Here is a 15,814-nt window from a genome sequence, read left to right on the forward strand (position 1 = left end):
GAAGCGGGCGGCCCGGCCGCCCCGGACCGTCGATCGTCCGCGGGTGCGTGGGGGCTGGTCGCGCAGTTCCCCGCGCCCCTGCGGGGCGTTCCCCGGGGCCGGTGGTTGATCTTGACGGGGTCCGGACAGATCGGGCCGGTCAAGGCAGTGTCCTAAACACACATCACTCGGTTAGATGAGTGTGGACACCAGAACACCCCGCACACCCACGGGGGACCGCTCGTCGGGATTCGACGACGTTCCCGCGCTGAGCATGGTGAAGGTGCCGAGCGATCCGGCGCAGGTCATCGTCAATCATGCGAGCTTCCGCGTGCAGCTCAACACCGCGCCGCGGGCCCAGTCCCCGCGTGCCGCGCGGAACTTGAGCTCGGGCGGCGACACAGCGCGCGTCCCCGTCGTCGGCACCGCCGCAGGCACCCGCCGCCGCGCACCGGTCGTCTGGAGCGGCAGGTCCGCCCCCGACGACACCGGCGCCACCCGGCTGTTGCAGGCCGTGCGGAGTACGAGCCTTCGGCACGGCGCCGAGTCTCCGGCGGGCGAAGGCGGCGCGACCCAGGTCATCCCGCGCTTCGACGGCGCCGGGCCCCCCGGGTTCGACGTCGACGCCACCGTCGAGACCCCGACCTTCCCCGGCTCCGACACCTCGGCCTTCCACGGCCCCGAGACCCGCCTCCTGCCGCAGCAGTTGCGCAGCGCGGGCAGCGCCTACGAGGAGGCGGACGAACTCCCGTACGCACGGGACGGGTTCGAGGACGACTCCTACGAGGGTGACGCCTACGAGGGCGACGAGTACGGGGACGAGAACGGCACGGCGCGCAAGCGGCACGGAGCCACCCCCGTCCGGCACGGGTACTACCCCGGCCGCCGGATGAACCTCGGCGTCGTCCTGCTCCCGCTGCGTGTCTTCCTCGGCTTCATCTCCATCTACGCCGGCATGGGCAAACTCTGCGACCCCGTCTACTTCGACGGCGGCGAGCGCGGCTCCATGGTCAAGTGGCTGAACTCGCTGCACCCGTGGGAACTCGCCGAGCCGATGCGGGAGTTCGCGCTCCAGCACCCGGTCGGGGCCGGACTCCTCATCGCCTTCTTCCAGGTGATCGTCGGCGTCCTCACCGTCCTCGGCCTGTGGCAGCGGGTCGCGGCGGTCGTCGGCGGGCTGCTGTCGGCGGCACTGCTGCTCACCGTCAGCTGGAAGTCCGTGCCCGTCTACGACGCGCCCGACATCATCTACCTGGCCGCCTGGTCGCCGCTGATCATCGCGGGCGCACCCGTCTACTCCATCGACGGCCGCCTCGCGGGCGAGGCCTGGCGCACGCTCGGACCGCGCGCCGAGATCTGGACGCTGCGCCGGCGCGTACTGCGGCGCGGCTCTCTCGTCGCGGCCGTCGTCGTCGGACTCACCCTGCTCGTCGGGTCGTTGCTCGGTGGCGCCGTCCGCGACTCCGACCGCGTGGTCGTGCCAGGGCCCGGCGAGGCCCCGCGCAACGAACTGCCCGGCTCCCCGCTCCCGGAGGAGCCCGGCGCGCGCCGGGACAGCCAGAGCCCGTCGGCGCCCAACTCGCCCACCCAGGGCGCGACCTCGGCGAGTCCCTCGGGCGCCCCGGCCTCCCCGGGCGCACCGGCCCGCGAGACGGCCGGCGCGAGCACGGGTCAGCCCAGCCAGACCCAGGGCTCGGGTCAGGCCCCGCCGCAGCAGCAGGCCCCGCCGCAGGCGCCCGCCACCACCGCGGGACCGGCCACCTCGGGCGGCACCACGGGTGGCGGTACGGACGGCGGTGGCGGCTCGGGCGGCGGCTCCGGCGGCGGCACGGGCGACGGAGGCGGCTCGGGTGGCTCCGGCGGATCCGGTGGCTCGGGCGGGTCCGGTGGCTCGGGCGGCTCCGGCGGCAACCCCAAGCTCGTGGGCGGCCTGCTCGGCTGAGGCACCCGTACGACACCTGGCCCGGCGGTTACGCAGATGGGGCCCCGCACCACTCAGGTGCGGGGCCCCATCGGCGTAGCCGCCGTATCTCCGACGACCGGATCCCTGGCGCGAGTTGAGGCGAGGTGAGGTGAAGCGAGGCGAGGTGAGCGGCGGAGTGAGCGGCAGGGGGCTCAACGGCCCAGCGCCGCCAGCTCCTTGGCCGCCTCCGTGAGGTCCTTCGCGGTGTCGATGGCACGCCAGTAGGCGCCCTGCGGGATCGGATAGCCGGCCAGACGGCGTTCGCGGGCGAGGCGCGGGAACGTGGAGCGCTCGTGGTCGCCGAGGGTGGGCAGCAGGTCGGCGAACTGGGGGGAGAAGACGTACACACCCGCGTTGATGCCGTGGGTGGTGGGCGGGGCCTCGATGAAGTCCGTGATGTGACCGAAGTCGTCGGTCTGGACGGCACCCCACGGGAGACGGGGGCGGGCCAGCGCCAAGGTCGCCACCGCGTCGCGCTCGGTGTGGAAGTCCGCCATGTCGCGCAGCGAGAAACGGGTCCAGATGTCACCGTTCGTCGCGTACCAGGGGCGGTCGGGGTGCGGCAGGTGCTTGGCGGCGTACTTGAGGCCGCCGCCGCGGCCCAGGGGCTCCGACTCGACCACGGTGGTCACGGAGACGGGCAGGTTCGCCGACTCCAGCCATTCCTGGAGGACTTCGGCGAGATGACCGCAGGAGACGACGACGTCGGTGACGCCCTCCTCGGCGAGCCAGGCCAGCTGGTGGCCGATGATCGGGGTCCCGGTGCCGGGGATCTCGACCATCGGCTTGGGGCGGTCGTCGGTGTAGGGGCGAAGCCGGGAGCCCTGGCCGCCGGCCAGGACGACAGCTTGAACGGGGCGCGACGCGGCGTTCGGATCGGTCATGCCCGAACTTTACGTGGCGCCCCGCGGGTTTTGCGGAGGGGCGGCTGCCCGGCCGAGCGGGTGGGGAGCCGCGGGCGCGGGCCCGCTGCGGGCTCAGGTGTGCTGGGCTGCCACGCCCGTCGCGAAGGACGTGTCGCACACCGGGCGGGCGAACGACTGGGCCTGGGTGGGACCGTACGCACGGACCGCCGCGCGGCCCAGCGCGCGGGCGATGGAGGCGCAGTGCCTGCCCAGGGACGGACGGTCGTGCACGGCCTCCTGGAGGTGGGTCAGGGCGACCCCCGGGTTCTTCTCGTGGAGTTCCAGCAGGAGCCTGTCGCGCAGCACCTCCTGTGGAGCGCGGACCGGGGCGCGTCGGGAGACGTCCGCGGCGGATGCGGCGAGTGCCGACGTCGAGGAGTCGTGGCCCGACCAGTTGACCCGGGTGACCGCGAGGGTCCCGGAGAGCACCAGGACGACGGGCAGAACGAGGGCGAGAGTACGGCCGACACGGCGGGCCGGGCCGCGGCCGCGTCGTGTCGGTCGGCCCGAGGGGCCGCGGCCGTGTCGCGTCGAGTGGTTAGTGGAGTGCTTCACGCGAGTGAGGGTAGCGCGGGGTGATGATTTGGCGACATTTAGTAATCAGTTCGGGGGACGGGGGAGTGCCTGTTTTCGAGTTTGATGTTGACGAACAGATGTCGAAATGACGGGTCTGCCGGGGTATTTGTCGACAGCGTGGCCCGGCGGATCGGCGTTGGGGGACAGCGAAGAAGGCCCCGCGCGGGCTGCCGCGGGGCCTTCTCGTCGAGCTGGGAACTCTGGTGGGGCCGGGTCAGTCGGTGAGGCGCTCGCCCGTGGAGGTCGAGAACACGTGGGTCTCGCCCGCGCGCGGCACGACGTGGAGCGTGGCGCCCTTCTCCGGGACCGCGCGGCCGCTGACGCGGACGACCAGGTCCTTCAGGTCCTCGCCGACCTTGGCGCTGCCGTAGACGTAGCCGTCGGCGCCGAGCTCCTCGACGACGTTCACGGTCACGGCGAGGCCGGCCGGGGCGTCCGCGGTCTCCTTCGACAGGGACGAGGAGGAGCCGCCGTTCTGCTCGACGATGTCGAAGTGCTCGGGGCGGACACCGACGGTGACCGTACGATCACCCTTGTCGGAGGCGGTCTTGAGGGCCTCGCGGTTGACGGGCACCACGCTGTTGCCGAACTTCACGCCGCCGTCGGTGATCGGGACCTCGACGAGGTTCATCGCCGGGGAGCCGATGAAGCCGGCCACGAAGAGGTTGTTCGGGCGGTCGTACATGTTGCGCGGCGAGTCGACCTGCTGGAGCAGCCCGTCCTTGAGGACCGCGACACGGTCGCCCATCGTCATGGCCTCGACCTGGTCGTGGGTGACGTACACCGTGGTGATGCCGAGGCGGCGCTGCAGCGACGCGATCTGCGTACGGGTCGACACGCGGAGCTTGGCGTCGAGGTTCGACAGCGGCTCGTCCATGAGGAACACCTGGGGCTCACGCACGATGGCGCGGCCCATGGCGACACGCTGGCGCTGACCGCCGGAGAGGGCCTTCGGCTTGCGGGACAGGTAGTCCGTGAGGTCCAGGATCTTCGCCGCGTCCTCGACCTTCTGGCGGATCTCGGCCTTGTTGATGCCGGCGATCTTGAGCGCGAAGCCCATGTTGTCCGCGACGGTCATGTGCGGGTACAGCGCGTAGTTCTGGAACACCATGGCGATGTCCCGGTCCTTGGGCGGCAGGTGCGTGACGTCGCGGTCGCCGATGTGGATCGAACCGCCGTTCACGTCCTCGAGACCCGCGAGCATGCGCAGGGAGGTGGACTTTCCGCAGCCGGAGGGACCGACGAGGACGAGGAATTCGCCGTCCGCGACGTCGAGCTCCAGCTGGTCGACGGCGGGCTTGTCGCCACCCGGGTAGATGCGGGTCGCCTTGTTGAACGAGACAGTGGCCATGGTGATGGGCCCCCTTCACCGGCAGGAACGTGCCGGACGATCCGTTGTAAAGGTGGTGTGCCACGACGGAACGATCCGTAGTGGTGTAGTCCACACGAGCGGACTGGGTCTGGACGCTACCCCTCGTTCATGTGTTCTGTCAGTACTCGGTGGGCAATGAAGTTCGAGGAAATTCTCGACGGACCCCCACGGTGACGTGGGTACACTGCTTCGGGCGTGCTCACGTGTACGACGGAATCACCGTGCCCGTGGTCCACGTGGTGTACGCACAGAGCACGTCCGCGTGCAGGCCTCCTTAGCTCAGCTGGCCAGAGCAACGCACTTGTAATGCGTAGGTCGTCGGTTCGAATCCGACAGGGGGCTCATTTGGATGCCCAGCTCAGACATCGTCTGAGCTGGGCATTTTCGTTCAGCGGATGCGGCGGCGCCGGAGAGCGCGGGCCGCGCGGCTGTCTCCAGTCTCAGTTCTAGTCTCAGTCGTGGGCCCAGAGGCCAGCTCCGGGGCAGGCAGGAAGGTGTCGCCCATGCGGCGCATGGCGTCCTTCGAGAGGTGCGAGCGGCCCTTGACGTAGCGGCGGGTCTGGCTGATCTGCGTGTGCCGAAGGATCTCCATGATGGTCGGCATGTCCACCCCCAGCTCATTGAGGATCGTGCCCGCCGTGTGACGGCTCCCGTCGTAGAGGCGACGGTCACTGATGCCCGCCTCTGCCAGCAGCTCCTTGAACTCTCCCCAGTCGTCCCGGGGGTCGATGGGGCGGCCATCGGGTCGGGTGAACACGGCGTGGTGCTCCTGCCAGAGTTCGCCGGCCGTCTCCTGTAGTTCGTCCTGCTGGGCCTTGTGCGCGAGCAGGTAGGGGATGAATGCGGGCGGGATCGGTACGGGGTTCGTGCTCTTCTTGGTCTTGGGGCGGGTGAAGGCCAGACCTCCGCCCTTGCGGTCGGGGCAGATGCTCGCATGCTTGACGCACGTCGTGGTGCACGGCTTCGGACAACCGCGCTTGTAGCCGCTGTGGGTGGCGCAGTTCGGCGGGCAGGGCTCGAAGCGGTGCAGGCGTGCCCCGCAGGCGTGCGCGTCACCGCAGCCGTGCCGCCACGTGAGGCGTTGGAGCTGCCACCGCGGGTGGAACAGCTCGGCCTGTAGGTCGACGTAGGGCCACCGCAGTCCCAGGGTCTCGCCCTGCCGGAACCCCATGCCGACCCCGACGATCCATCGCATGAAGGTGGGCCGCTTCGCCGCCGCTTCCAGGAACGCTTTCGCCTCTTCCTGGGTGAACGGGTTCGTCTCCGTCTCGTCGATGCTGGGCGGGTCGACCAGGGTGGCGACGTTCTCGCCGATCATCCGGCGTCGGTGGGCAATCTTCAGGGCGCGCGACAGGATGCGGTGCACCTTGACCACGTGAGAGGGAGCGCGCCCGGCATCGAGCATGGCCCGGTACATCTGCTCAAGGTGCTCCGGGGCAAGCTTGTCGATGCGGTGCTTCCCGACTCCGGGGACGATGTCGTTGCGGGTCTTGGACCAGTAGTCGTCCAGCGAGCGGGGCTTGAGTTTCAGGCTCGCGATGTCGGTCAGGTAGGTCTCCATCCACTGTCCGACCGTGGGCTTACGGCCAGCTTTGGTCGCGCGCCCCTCGTCGCGGAGCTTTTCCAGTTCGCGGACCTTGCGGCGCACTGCGGGTTCGGTGCGGGCCATGCGGTGGCGGCGGTCGGTGCTTCCGTCGGGCAGTACGCCCATGGTGACGCGGCCGTGCCACCAGCCGTCATCGCCGAAGTAGATGGTGGATTCCAGGTTCGACTTGCGGGGGCTCATGTGGCTCTCCATGAAAGAGGCGGCCCCGGACGAAGTGTCCGGGGCCGCCTTGAGGGGGCTGGGGTCAGAGGCTGTCGACGTAGGCCTTGAGAACGGTCACCTTGATGCGGCGGCACCGGCCCTGCTTGACGAAAGCCAGGACGCCGTCAGCCATGAGTTCGTAGACGGTGGACCGTCCCAGCCGCAGGGCTTCGGCGGCTTCCTCGGGGGTGTAGAGAAGGGGCTCAACGGGGCGAACGGCGGTGCTCAAGCTGCTTGCCTCCTCGGCACTTTCTGATGGCAGGGCCGCAATCCGCTGACAGAACTGACAGAACCTCCCTTGCAAGCCGTTGAGCTGCGGTTTTGATGGGTTCTGGATCTTTGACAGAACTGAATTAAAACCTGACAGAACCTCGCCGGGGGAGGTTCTGTCACAGGACACCCGGCGGTGCTGCCGGGGGTTCTGTCGAGTTTTAATTGAGTTCTGTCAAAACCGCGATCATAGTCGTTCGTGCAGGTCAGCGGCTTGCGTGGGGGTTGTGTCAGTTCTGTCAGCGGTCTGGGGGTTGTGTCAGGCTCCGCGGGCGATGCGCGGGTGGGTTTCGTAGCGGGGCGAGGGGGGTCGGCCGCCGCGGCCGGTGCGCGGGGGCGGTGGCTGTTGGCGGATCCAGCCGTGTTCTTCGAGCAGGGCCAGGGCGGGGTCCAGGTCGCCGATGGCGGGGAAGTCGGCCCGGCGCAGCATCCGGAACAGCTCGCGCTTGGTGAACTGTGCGGGGTTGCTGGAGACGAGCTGCGCGAGGACGGTGACCGCGGATTCGTGGGCGGGGTCGGCGCTCATGACGCTGAACACGTCCAGGGCGTGCGCGGTGAAGTAGACGCCCAACTCCGTTGCGGCGGCCATGGTGGATGCCTCGATGGGCTTGTGCCATCCGTCGTCGGGGTGGGCGGCGAGGTGCAGGAGTCCGGCGATGCGGGCCACGGCTCCGTCCCGTTTGGACGCCCATTTCACGATCGGCGCGAAACTCCCGTCCGGACCCAGACGCGACTCCGTGACCTTCTGAAAAGCCAGCAGTACCGCGTCCGCTTCCGGCGTGAGCTGGATGAGGGCGGGGTCGGTCCAGTCCGCGAGAGCGAGCGTCAGGCCCGCGAGGTGTTTGGCGTAGGTGGCGGCCACCTGCTCGTCCAGCAGGGCAGGGGTCAGGCTGCGGAAGCCGACCAGGGACAGGGGCTTGGAGTACAGGAAGCGGGCCAGGAGCCCGCGGCCGTCCGCTCCGTCGATGCGGCTGAGCGCGTCCAGGACTTCCGGCTGCACCGCCAGGCCGATCGTGACCGCCGGCGAGTCGACGTGCTGCGCGCTGCGACCCTGCCGGTTGACCCGGAGCATGTCGCCGGCGTGGCCCTTGAGGAACATGCCCATGTTGGGCTTGCCGGTGTAGCGGCCGGCGATGATGTCGAACAACTCACCCTCGGCGCTCAGGCAGGAGATCCGCCCGCCCTGCTCGTCCAGGAGTGTCCCGACGTTCTCCGGTGTCACGTCGTCCGCGACGAGCTGCGGTTCGGCGGGGACCCGCATCTTGTCGGCGTCCTGCGCCAGTTGGACGGCTTCGGCGGTCAGGGCGTCGCGGTGTTCGGACTCCGCGCTGGCGGCCTTGCCCGCGGCTTTCTCGGCTGCGGACTTGGCCAGCCTCGCCAGGGTCTCGGCTTCCGCCCGTACGGGGCCGGAGAGTTCGATCAGGGCTTTCTCCGCATCGAGCAGCGGTTTGACCATGAGGTCGAAGACGGCGGACTTGCGGTTGCCGGGGGGCAGGGCGACGGCGGTGTAGATGTTCACAGGCTCGCGCCAGTGGCCGCGGACGCAGACCTTGACCCGCCCGCCGGCGGCGGTGGCCAGGACCGCCAGGGCCAGGCATCCGGCGAGGTCCGCCGGGGTCTGGGTCTCCTCGGCCACCCCGCGCACCATGCCGGCCAGCCATGCGGGCAGGACGTCCACGGGGAAGTCCGGCAGGGGCGGGCGGGCCCGCAGGGGGATGGGCTCGTCCCAGAAGGGTCCGGTGATCTGCTCGGGTTCGATGTGCTCGAACCCTTCCCACAGATCCGTGTTTACGTCGTTGGTCGTCATGCGGCGGCTCTGCCTTCCAACGAGGGGTTCAACAGCGGGCAGGAGGTGCGGTGTTCGCCATGAGCGGCGACCAGTTGCAGGACGGCGGCACGGCCGATGGCGTGTCGCTCGTATCCGCAGGTGCACCAGGAACGGGCGGACGGGGTGACGCTCCACGACGGCGGCGCGATGATGCGGAGCCAGGCCACGGGGCGGCGCCCGTCGTCCCTGCGCGGGTCAGGACGGACAGCAGTGGGGACGCCTTCGGCGACGCCCTTCGGCTCGCCCACGGCTGGCGTGTCCACAGGCTGTGGAGCGTCTAACGGTCCGGTCGGGGTGGTGGTGATGCTCTTCAGGAGGGGGCGGGGTGGGGTGCTCATGCCGCGTTCCCCCTGTTCCGCTGGTTGTGGGCAACGGACCAGTCCAGTGCGCTGCGCAGGGTCGAGCGGCACTCGGCGACGGTGAGCCCGCCCGCCTCCCCCGCCTCCTGAAGAGCGTTCTCCACCACGTTCCGGGGGAGGTCGCCCCATGCGACGAACCGTCCCAGGGCGCGCGCGGCACGGAACAAGGCGGCCTCGCGCGCACCGTGTTGGGCCGCACGGACGTTGCTCGCCTCAGCGGCAAGCGCTACATCCGCATATCTGCGTGATTGCCCTGCTACGGCCACTGAGGGCCCCTGAGACGCTTTGGGGGCCGGTTGCAGGATGCTTTGCAGCCACAGGGGCAGAGAGGCCGCCACAGGGTCGCTCAGTGCTTCGTACGGTCCGGCGGGGGTGGTGCTGCCCGCGGCGACGACGTACCCGCCCCATGCGCGGGTGTCGACCAGCGGGGCGAGGGTGCCGGCCGTGTTGGCCAGCCGCACGCCGTCCGGGGCGGTGAAGTACAAGTGCTGTCCGCCGCTCGCGGTCCGCGTCCGGTAGGTCTCCGGCACCTGCTCTCCGGTGCGCTCGCAGAGCGCCTCAAAGGTTGCCACGCCGCTAGGCGTGCCCTCACTGCTGTTGCTCTTGGGCATGTCCAGGTCGACGATCAGCAGCCCGGACGGACCGGTGGCGATACCGACGTTGAACGGACCGCGCGACCAGGTGGCACGGATGCGGTCCGCGTCCGTGGTCGCGCGCTGCTCCCACTTGCGGTGCCCGCCCGCACACGGGCCGGTGCCGGGGCAGGCGGCCTCTCCGTGCAGGACGGGGCGCTTGGTGCCGGGCCGGAGCGGGAAGACGTGCCAACCTCGCTCGGCGGCGCTCAGGGCCGCGTTCACCAGGTGCTTGCTCACGCTGCCACCTCCCACGCGGGGGCGAGGGCGCCGTGTTCGAGGACGAACGCAATCGCGTCGGCCTGCACGAACCGGTAGGGGTAGCGGGGCTGTGGGTCCTTGTCGACGCCGGTCACGTCGAAGCCGGCGTCGTCGTAGCCTTTGGCGCCGCCGCCCTGGCAGCAGAACAGATCCAGCAGTGTTGGGCGGTAACCGCGCCCTCGCCGGATGTCGGTGGGTTGCGTCATGCTGGGAGACCTCCAACAGGTCTGTAGTGGGCTGGTTGGCAAGGGCGGCCCCGTGATCTTTGGCGAGATGAGGGGGGCCGCCCTTGGTGTCGTTGCGTGCGGATGGCTGGGGCGGGCGTGGCGGGGTAGGCGGCGGGCATGACGGGGTGGGGTTTTGCCGGGCGTGTGGTGGCTGCTTACGCGGTGGGGTTCCTGATGTTCCTGGGGCTGCGGCACTGGCAGGCCGGGTTGGCGTGGCCGGAGGCAGCACAGGATGCGGCGGTGTTCGCCTTGATCCCCACAGTGGGCGGGCTGGTGTTTCGCCGGGCCTTCCGTATCGGCGAGCGTCGCGAGGACGGTCGCCGGGACTGACCGTCAGCCGTGGAAGTGGTTGCGTTTGATCACGGCTTTGCGGATGTTGACCGTGGTCCCGCCGCGGTGGCCGCTCGTGCCGAGGATCTGTACGGCGATCCAGCCGCCGAAGATCACGGCGGCGAGGGTGATGAGCTGGGTGATGAACGCGGTCAACGCGGCAATGAACGACGTGAGCAGCAACAGCCCGCCGCACACCGCGAGGAACCCGACGCCCCCGAGAGCGACGTTCACCGCCGCACGAGACACGGCCGGTTTCGCGGCGAGGGGTTCGGGCTGCACTGGGCTGATCGCGTAGCCGGTGATGACCCGCCCGTCCGGGAGGATGATGCTCGCCACGGCCGGAACGGTGCCCGGCTGCATGGGCATGAGCGGACCGGCCGGCGGGTGGGTGAGGGGGGTGGGCTGGTGGATGGTCACGGCCCGTTCGGCGGGCCGGTGACCGGAGTGTTCGGGGTACATGCGGAATCCCTTCCGGCGGTGGGTCAGGGAGGCTGAGGCACCCCCTTGGGGGTGCGCTGTAGAGGGGGTTTTCGGGGTCTGACCTGGGGTGCCTCCCTGCCTCCCTGAACGATCATTTGTGCAGGTCAGGGAGAGGGAGGCGGGTCAGGGAGGAGGTCAGGGAGTTCTCCCTGCCTCCCTGACCCGCCACCCGTCGACTCCCTGTCACTCAGCGGCAGAAGCGGAACCCTCGCCGTTGCGGTTGGCGAGAGCGCGGGCGAGCCGGTCACGGACCACGACCATGACCCCGTCGGACTTGTGCGGCTCGGCGCCGGTGCCGTCGAGAACGCGCTTGAGGTCGATGAACGACCACCCGCCGTAGGCGTCCGCGTTCAGGGTGCCGAGCCGGGACAGCACGTCCTTGGTGCGGACCCGCTCCGCGGTGCCGACCACGGTGGCGATGTCCGCGAGCGGGTCGCGGTCGTCGTCGGTGCGGTCGATGGCGTGCCGGGTGGTGACGCCGTCGCGCAGGGCCTTGGCCCGCTCGATGATGGCGGTGGCCGCGTCGTCGTCGATGTAGTGCGTGCGCACCGTAATGGCGGCCTGCCCGGCGGGAATGTCGATGCCGGAGGACGCGACGACCAGCGTTCCCTGATCCAGCCCTGGGCGCAGCATGTTGGGCGCGGCCCCGCCGTCGACTGCCTTGTCTCCCAGTGCCATGCGCGCCTGCGATTCGGTGCCGAGTGCGAGGGAGGCGCGGGTGTGGGCGCCCTCGCGTACGAGCTTGGGGAGGTTCTGGTCGGTGGGGTCCTGGGTGCCCTGCCACATCAGGACGTTGACCGCCCGCCCCTGGTTGTGAATCTTGCGGACCGCCATGAAGTACCGCGAGTTCGCCTTGGACCCGCCGTACGGCCGCTTGTCCTCATCCTTGGCCGGGCACATGAACGCCATCTGCGCCTCATCCACCAGCACGATCAGCGCGGGAAAGGTCGTGCCGGGCGGGGCCTGGATCCGCCGGTTCATCTCGTCCACCGCGCTCTCCACCATCTCGGTCACCTGGATCACGTGCTCATCCGTCGGACCCTGGATCAGGACGCGGGCGCGACCGTCGAACATGGCCCAGTCCCCGACACCCTTGAGGTCCCCGAGCAGGAATTCCACCGACCGGTCCAGTGCGAGCCACAGGGCGAGGGAGCGCAGGGCGACGGTCTTGCCCTGGTTGGACAGGCCGGTGATGAGGAGGTGGCGCTGGTAGAGGCTGAGTGCGGCTGCGTCGCCGCGCAGGTCCTGTCCCCAGGGAGCGCGGCCCTTGCCGTAGTCGGCGGTCATCGTCTCGTCCGTGACCAGCGGAGACGGACCGATCGGCTCGTCCAGCGCGCCGGAGTCGGCCACCCACAGGCGGACCGTGCGGGCGGCGGTCGGGATGGTGATGAACACTTCGTGTTCGTGGCGGGTCAGGTTCTCGGCGAGCTTGCGGCGCCGGTTCTGCACCTCGTTCGTCGACACCCCCGAGGGCAGCGTCACGTCGACTTCCACCCCGCATCCGGCGATCCGGATCGGCCCCAACATGCTCGCGCCGGCGTCGCCCATCTCCTTGATGGCGTTGCGCAGCGCGGGCACCCCGAGGTCGCGCAGGGCCTTGACGACGATCGAGGGGGTGATGGGCTCGCCCTCACCCGATCGGACGTGGTCAGGCATCGACCATGCCGGGGCCGCCTGCTGCTTGCTGCCGACCGCCCACAGCGCGAACAGCGCCAGGAACGGGCCGATCGTGAGCGCGGGCCCCCATACGATCTGAACGATCCGGATCACCGCGGCAATGAAGTTGATGGTGGCGGCGAGCGGGGTGATGACATCGGCGATGTCACCGTTGTTGATGGCCATCACGACCCCAAGTGTGACCAGCGCACCGATCCCCATCCCGGTGCCCACGGCGACGCCCTTGGCCGCGTCGACCGGGGAGTGGAGGAGGTCCATGCGGCGGTGATGGCGGGCGGCGCGGAAGCGCTGCAGCCGCTCCTCCCACTCCTCCGCCACTTCCAGGTTCCCGGCAACCTCCGCCGCCCGGATCATCCGCTCGTAGCGGGCCCCGGTCTTCCCGTCCCAGGTGCGACGGGCCACGATCCGCCCGCCGTTGACCGTGTAGAGGCTGTGCCGCGCCACCGCGCGGGCGGCGGTCTTGGTCTTCTCGTGCGTGGCGACGGTCTTCACCGCGCGGCCGGAGCGCACCCACAACGGGACGATCGGCGCGGGTGCCGGGTCGGGGACCACTGTGAGCACGGTCGGCGTCGCGTCGGTGGCGGGCGGGTCGGTGTGCTTGTGGAGGTGCACGACGTTCTCAGACATGCTGGAACTGCTCCTGACTGCCCCTTGTGGGGCGGAAAGTGTGCGAGAGCCGGGGTGTCCGTGTCCGTGGAAAGTCCCGGACACCCCGGCGGATGAAGGGGTGTGGCTGGTCAGAACCAACCGGACTTCTTCTTGGCGGCCTTGGCGCGGGCGGCCTCGGTGATGACGCGCTGACGCTCCCCGTGCAGCGCGGTCAGCTCCGCGGTCAGCCGCATCTGTGCAGCCGTGCCGGCCGTTTCCAACCGCTGGTCCGCGCGGCCGGTGCTGCGGCCCCGGGCGACCTGGTAGGAGCCGCCGACCAGGGCTCCGGCGATGGCGCGGCGCTCGCGGCTGTTCAGCGGCCACCACTCACCCCGCTGGACCGCTTCCAGCTTCTTGCTCGTCTTGTCGATCTCGCGTTCCAGGCGGCGCAGTTCGGAGTTGCCCATCAGGGGTTCCCTTCCGGTGCGGGCGGGTCGGGGTAGGCGCACGGCACACACATGCCGAGCGAGGCGGGGATCACGTATCCGGCATCACGCCGACAGGCCGGGCACGTACGGCGGGCCGTGTTGGCCTTGGCCAGCGCCGCCCACCGAGCCGGAGTCATCGGACGTACGGGCTTCGCGCAGTCCAGGCGGTACAGGAAGGCGACCAGCGGACCCCGCCGAAAGCGGGGCCTGAGCACCTGCGCCGCGACCGGCTGTCCGCCCGGACGCAGACCGCGGGCACGGAGCTGGCGGCGCGTGACATAGCCGTCAGGGGCGTAGCGCCACGGGAAGGTGGGGATGCCGTGGCGGGCGCCGTTAGGGTCGTAGCACTTGCCGTAGACCCCGGACATCACGCCACGCGCTTCCACGCCGCCCTGAGGCGGACCTCGGATGCGGAGTGGCCGGCCGCCCGGAAGCGGGTGGCCATCTCCCGGTACGAGAGGGCCGGTGTCTCGCTGTGGCGGATGTCGTCGACCAGCGCGTCAAGGGCCGCATCGGTGAGCGCGGGAGCGGCCTCCAGCCGGAGGGCGGTGACGGGCTCGATGGGGCCCCAGACGGGCAGGTCCCAGCGGGGTGTGACGTCGGGTGTGACCCTGCTCGTCACGCTGGTGAGCGCCCTGCCGGTGTCCTCGCCCTCCCGCGCCGCCTCCAGCGTCGACCAGGCCCGGGAGAGGCTCTGTGCGGTCTTGGCCTGGACGCGGGCGACGCGCGCACCGGCCTGCGTCACGGCCGTCAGGCGCGTCTCCTCCGTGGACGCTTCCGCCCGCAGCCGGGCGCGGGCCACGGCCGCCTCATCACGCGCTTCCTGCTGAATGCCGCGGATGGCTCCGAGCGCGTTGGAGGTGAGGGCGGTGCGTTCCCACAGGCCGTGGACCAGCCACAGGGCCTTGGCCGCGATGGGCAGCCAGGCCACGGCCAGCCAGGCACCGGTGTTCTCCTCGCCGGTGAGGGCGTGCGCGATCAGGACGCCGGTGGCGATGAGGCCGAACGACCAGCCGACCGCGGTGACGGCGTTGCTGTGGTCGCCCTGGGCTGCGAGGCGGCGTTCGTAGGCGAGTGTGGCGAGCCATCCGCCGTCGATGCCGAGGCCGACGACCAGGGCGACCGGCCACGGCATCGCGCCCCCGAGCCACATCACGACCACGGCCAGGGTGAGGACCATGGACACCGCCGTCATGGCGACGGCGGGAAGAACGGTCTTGGCGTTCATGCCGCACCCCCCAGGGCGAGCAGGGCGGCGAGGATGAGCAGGGCCCCGCCGGTCATGGTGAGGTCGATGGCGCGGCGCAGGCCGGTGTACTTGGCCATGGCGATGCGGGACAGGTTCGCGACCGCCGCCGCCTGGTCGGTGGTGAGGGTGGCGGTGATCTGGTCGGTGGTGAGGGTGGCCCACAGCGGGAAGCCGTGCCCGCCGCGCAGGTTCGGCCGCACCGACCGCAGCAGCAGACCCGCCGCCACGACCAGCGCTCCCATGCCGAGAGCTCCCGCGACGTACGCGGGGACGGTCAGGGGCACGTCCTTGGCGACCGTCCACGAACCGGCGAGCACTGCACCGACGAACGCCAGCAGCAGACCGGTCTTGGTGTCGGTCCGTACGATCTCCGCCTTCACCTCCGCATGCGCGGCGGCGAGCGTCTGCGGGGTGCTCATGCGGTCGCCCCCGGGATGCGCATCGTGGTGAGGTTGGCCGCTGCGAGGCGGGCGGCGAGCACCTTGCGGCGGGCCCGGCGGATACGCCGTGCGTCCAGCTCGGTGGGGATGCGGTCGAGCGTGATGATCTGTGCGTCGAGCAGGTCGATGTCCGCCCGGATGACGGGCATCTCCTGCTCGATCGCGTCCAGCTCCGCGGCGGTGGGCTCGCGGTCGAAATCGTCGGCGGTAACAACCGCCTGAACAGCACCGATGTACACCATGGGTCGTGGTCTCCCTAGCAGGTGGAACGGCCCGAACAGCACCCCCGGAGTTGCCGCTCCGGGGGTGCGCGCCGTTCGTGATGAGCAGCCGCACGAACAAGGTGCGGCACGACCGCAGAACAGCGGCCGGAGTGCCCC

General features: G+C 70.4%; 17 protein-coding genes, 1 tRNA gene and 1 pseudogene. 3 read left to right on the forward strand and 16 right to left on the reverse strand.

Translation table 11 applies throughout. The features are described 5' to 3' along the window. Positions 1-181 precede the first annotated feature (181 nt). Positions 182-1,921, forward strand: coding sequence for a DoxX family protein (locus ACLVWQ_RS11395; protein WP_414108475.1), 1,740 nt, complete (start codon positions 182-184; stop codon positions 1,919-1,921). 173 nt (positions 1,922-2,094) lie between these two features. Here ACLVWQ_RS11395 and ACLVWQ_RS11400 read toward each other — a convergent pair whose 3' ends face one another. From ACLVWQ_RS11400 to ACLVWQ_RS11410, 3 genes are all read right to left on the reverse strand, one after another. Then, the gene (locus ACLVWQ_RS11400) at positions 2,095-2,826 is read right to left on the reverse strand and encodes a nucleotidyltransferase family protein (protein WP_414108235.1); all 732 of its coding nucleotides are present in this window, start codon (positions 2,824-2,826) and stop codon (positions 2,095-2,097) included. Positions 2,827-2,919: 93 nt separating this feature from the next. Then, the gene (locus tag ACLVWQ_RS11405) at positions 2,920-3,402 is read right to left on the reverse strand and encodes a hypothetical protein (RefSeq protein ID WP_414108236.1); all 483 of its coding nucleotides are present in this window, start codon (positions 3,400-3,402) and stop codon (positions 2,920-2,922) included. Between the two features lie 235 nt (positions 3,403-3,637). Beyond that, positions 3,638-4,774, reverse strand: coding sequence for an ABC transporter ATP-binding protein (locus tag ACLVWQ_RS11410; protein ID WP_414108237.1), 1,137 nt, complete (start codon positions 4,772-4,774; stop codon positions 3,638-3,640). 289 nt (positions 4,775-5,063) lie between these two features. Here ACLVWQ_RS11410 and ACLVWQ_RS11415 point away from each other — a divergent pair. Continuing rightward, positions 5,064-5,137 (forward strand) — tRNA-Thr (locus ACLVWQ_RS11415). Between the two features lie 46 nt (positions 5,138-5,183). On the opposite strand, the gene ACLVWQ_RS11420 is transcribed toward ACLVWQ_RS11415, so the two are convergent. The 6 genes and pseudogenes from ACLVWQ_RS11420 to ACLVWQ_RS11445 form a co-directional block, all read right to left on the reverse strand. Beyond that, positions 5,184-6,581: a tyrosine-type recombinase/integrase gene (locus ACLVWQ_RS11420; protein ID WP_414108238.1), complete on the reverse strand. Its 1,398-nt coding sequence runs from the start codon at positions 6,579-6,581 to the stop codon at positions 5,184-5,186. Positions 6,582-6,645: 64 nt separating this feature from the next. Beyond that, positions 6,646-6,831, reverse strand: a complete 186-nt coding sequence (locus ACLVWQ_RS11425; RefSeq protein ID WP_385219812.1) for a helix-turn-helix domain-containing protein — start codon at positions 6,829-6,831, stop codon at positions 6,646-6,648. Between the two features lie 300 nt (positions 6,832-7,131). Further along, a complete protein-coding gene (locus ACLVWQ_RS11430) occupies positions 7,132-8,679 on the reverse strand; it encodes a YfjI family protein (protein WP_414108239.1) in 1,548 nt (515 codons plus the stop codon). Beyond that, positions 8,676-8,948 (reverse strand): hypothetical protein, encoded by a 273-nt coding sequence (locus ACLVWQ_RS11435; RefSeq protein WP_414108240.1) that lies wholly within the window; start codon positions 8,946-8,948, stop codon positions 8,676-8,678. The genes ACLVWQ_RS11430 and ACLVWQ_RS11435 overlap by 4 nt, the downstream gene beginning before the upstream one ends. An 86-nt stretch (positions 8,949-9,034) precedes the next feature. After that, positions 9,035-9,931: a bifunctional DNA primase/polymerase gene (locus ACLVWQ_RS11440; protein ID WP_414108241.1), complete on the reverse strand. Its 897-nt coding sequence runs from the start codon at positions 9,929-9,931 to the stop codon at positions 9,035-9,037. A 26-nt stretch (positions 9,932-9,957) separates the two neighbouring features. Then, positions 9,958-10,158 (reverse strand): annotated as a pseudogene (locus ACLVWQ_RS11445) (SAM-dependent methyltransferase); the annotation flags it as partial. 138 nt (positions 10,159-10,296) lie between these two features. Here ACLVWQ_RS11445 and ACLVWQ_RS11450 point away from each other — a divergent pair. After that, positions 10,297-10,509 carry a hypothetical protein gene (locus ACLVWQ_RS11450; RefSeq protein ID WP_414108242.1) on the forward strand — a complete coding sequence of 71 codons (213 nt, stop codon included), beginning with the start codon at positions 10,297-10,299 and terminating at the stop codon, positions 10,507-10,509. A 3-nt stretch (positions 10,510-10,512) separates the two neighbouring features. Here the strand turns inward: ACLVWQ_RS11450 and ACLVWQ_RS11455 are convergent, their stop codons facing one another. From ACLVWQ_RS11455 to ACLVWQ_RS11485, 7 genes are all read right to left on the reverse strand, one after another. Further along, the gene (locus tag ACLVWQ_RS11455; RefSeq protein ID WP_414108243.1) at positions 10,513-10,971 is read right to left on the reverse strand and encodes a hypothetical protein; all 459 of its coding nucleotides are present in this window, start codon (positions 10,969-10,971) and stop codon (positions 10,513-10,515) included. Between the two features lie 204 nt (positions 10,972-11,175). Next, a complete protein-coding gene (locus tag ACLVWQ_RS11460; RefSeq protein ID WP_414108244.1) occupies positions 11,176-13,296 on the reverse strand; it encodes an FtsK/SpoIIIE domain-containing protein in 2,121 nt (706 codons plus the stop codon). A gap of 110 nt (positions 13,297-13,406) precedes the next feature. Continuing rightward, complete coding sequence (locus ACLVWQ_RS11465; protein WP_414108245.1) at positions 13,407-13,724, reverse strand: hypothetical protein; 318 nt, start codon at positions 13,722-13,724, stop codon at positions 13,407-13,409. Further along, positions 13,724-14,113: an RRQRL motif-containing zinc-binding protein gene (locus tag ACLVWQ_RS11470; RefSeq protein WP_414108246.1), complete on the reverse strand. Its 390-nt coding sequence runs from the start codon at positions 14,111-14,113 to the stop codon at positions 13,724-13,726. The genes ACLVWQ_RS11465 and ACLVWQ_RS11470 overlap by 1 nt, the downstream gene beginning before the upstream one ends. Continuing rightward, complete coding sequence (locus ACLVWQ_RS11475; protein WP_414108247.1) at positions 14,113-14,973, reverse strand: protein spdB; 861 nt, start codon at positions 14,971-14,973, stop codon at positions 14,113-14,115. The genes ACLVWQ_RS11470 and ACLVWQ_RS11475 overlap by 1 nt, the downstream gene beginning before the upstream one ends. Next, on the reverse strand, positions 14,970-15,413 hold the full coding sequence (locus tag ACLVWQ_RS11480; RefSeq protein WP_414108248.1) for a Pycsar system effector family protein: 444 nt from the start codon (positions 15,411-15,413) through the stop codon (positions 14,970-14,972). The genes ACLVWQ_RS11475 and ACLVWQ_RS11480 overlap by 4 nt, the downstream gene beginning before the upstream one ends. Continuing rightward, positions 15,410-15,676 carry a DUF6284 family protein gene (locus ACLVWQ_RS11485; RefSeq protein WP_414108249.1) on the reverse strand — a complete coding sequence of 89 codons (267 nt, stop codon included), beginning with the start codon at positions 15,674-15,676 and terminating at the stop codon, positions 15,410-15,412. The genes ACLVWQ_RS11480 and ACLVWQ_RS11485 overlap by 4 nt, the downstream gene beginning before the upstream one ends. Positions 15,677-15,814 lie beyond the last annotated feature (138 nt).

The organism is Streptomyces sp. CWNU-52B, from assembly GCF_047444975.1.
GTDB lineage: Bacteria > Actinomycetota > Actinomycetes > Streptomycetales > Streptomycetaceae > Streptomyces.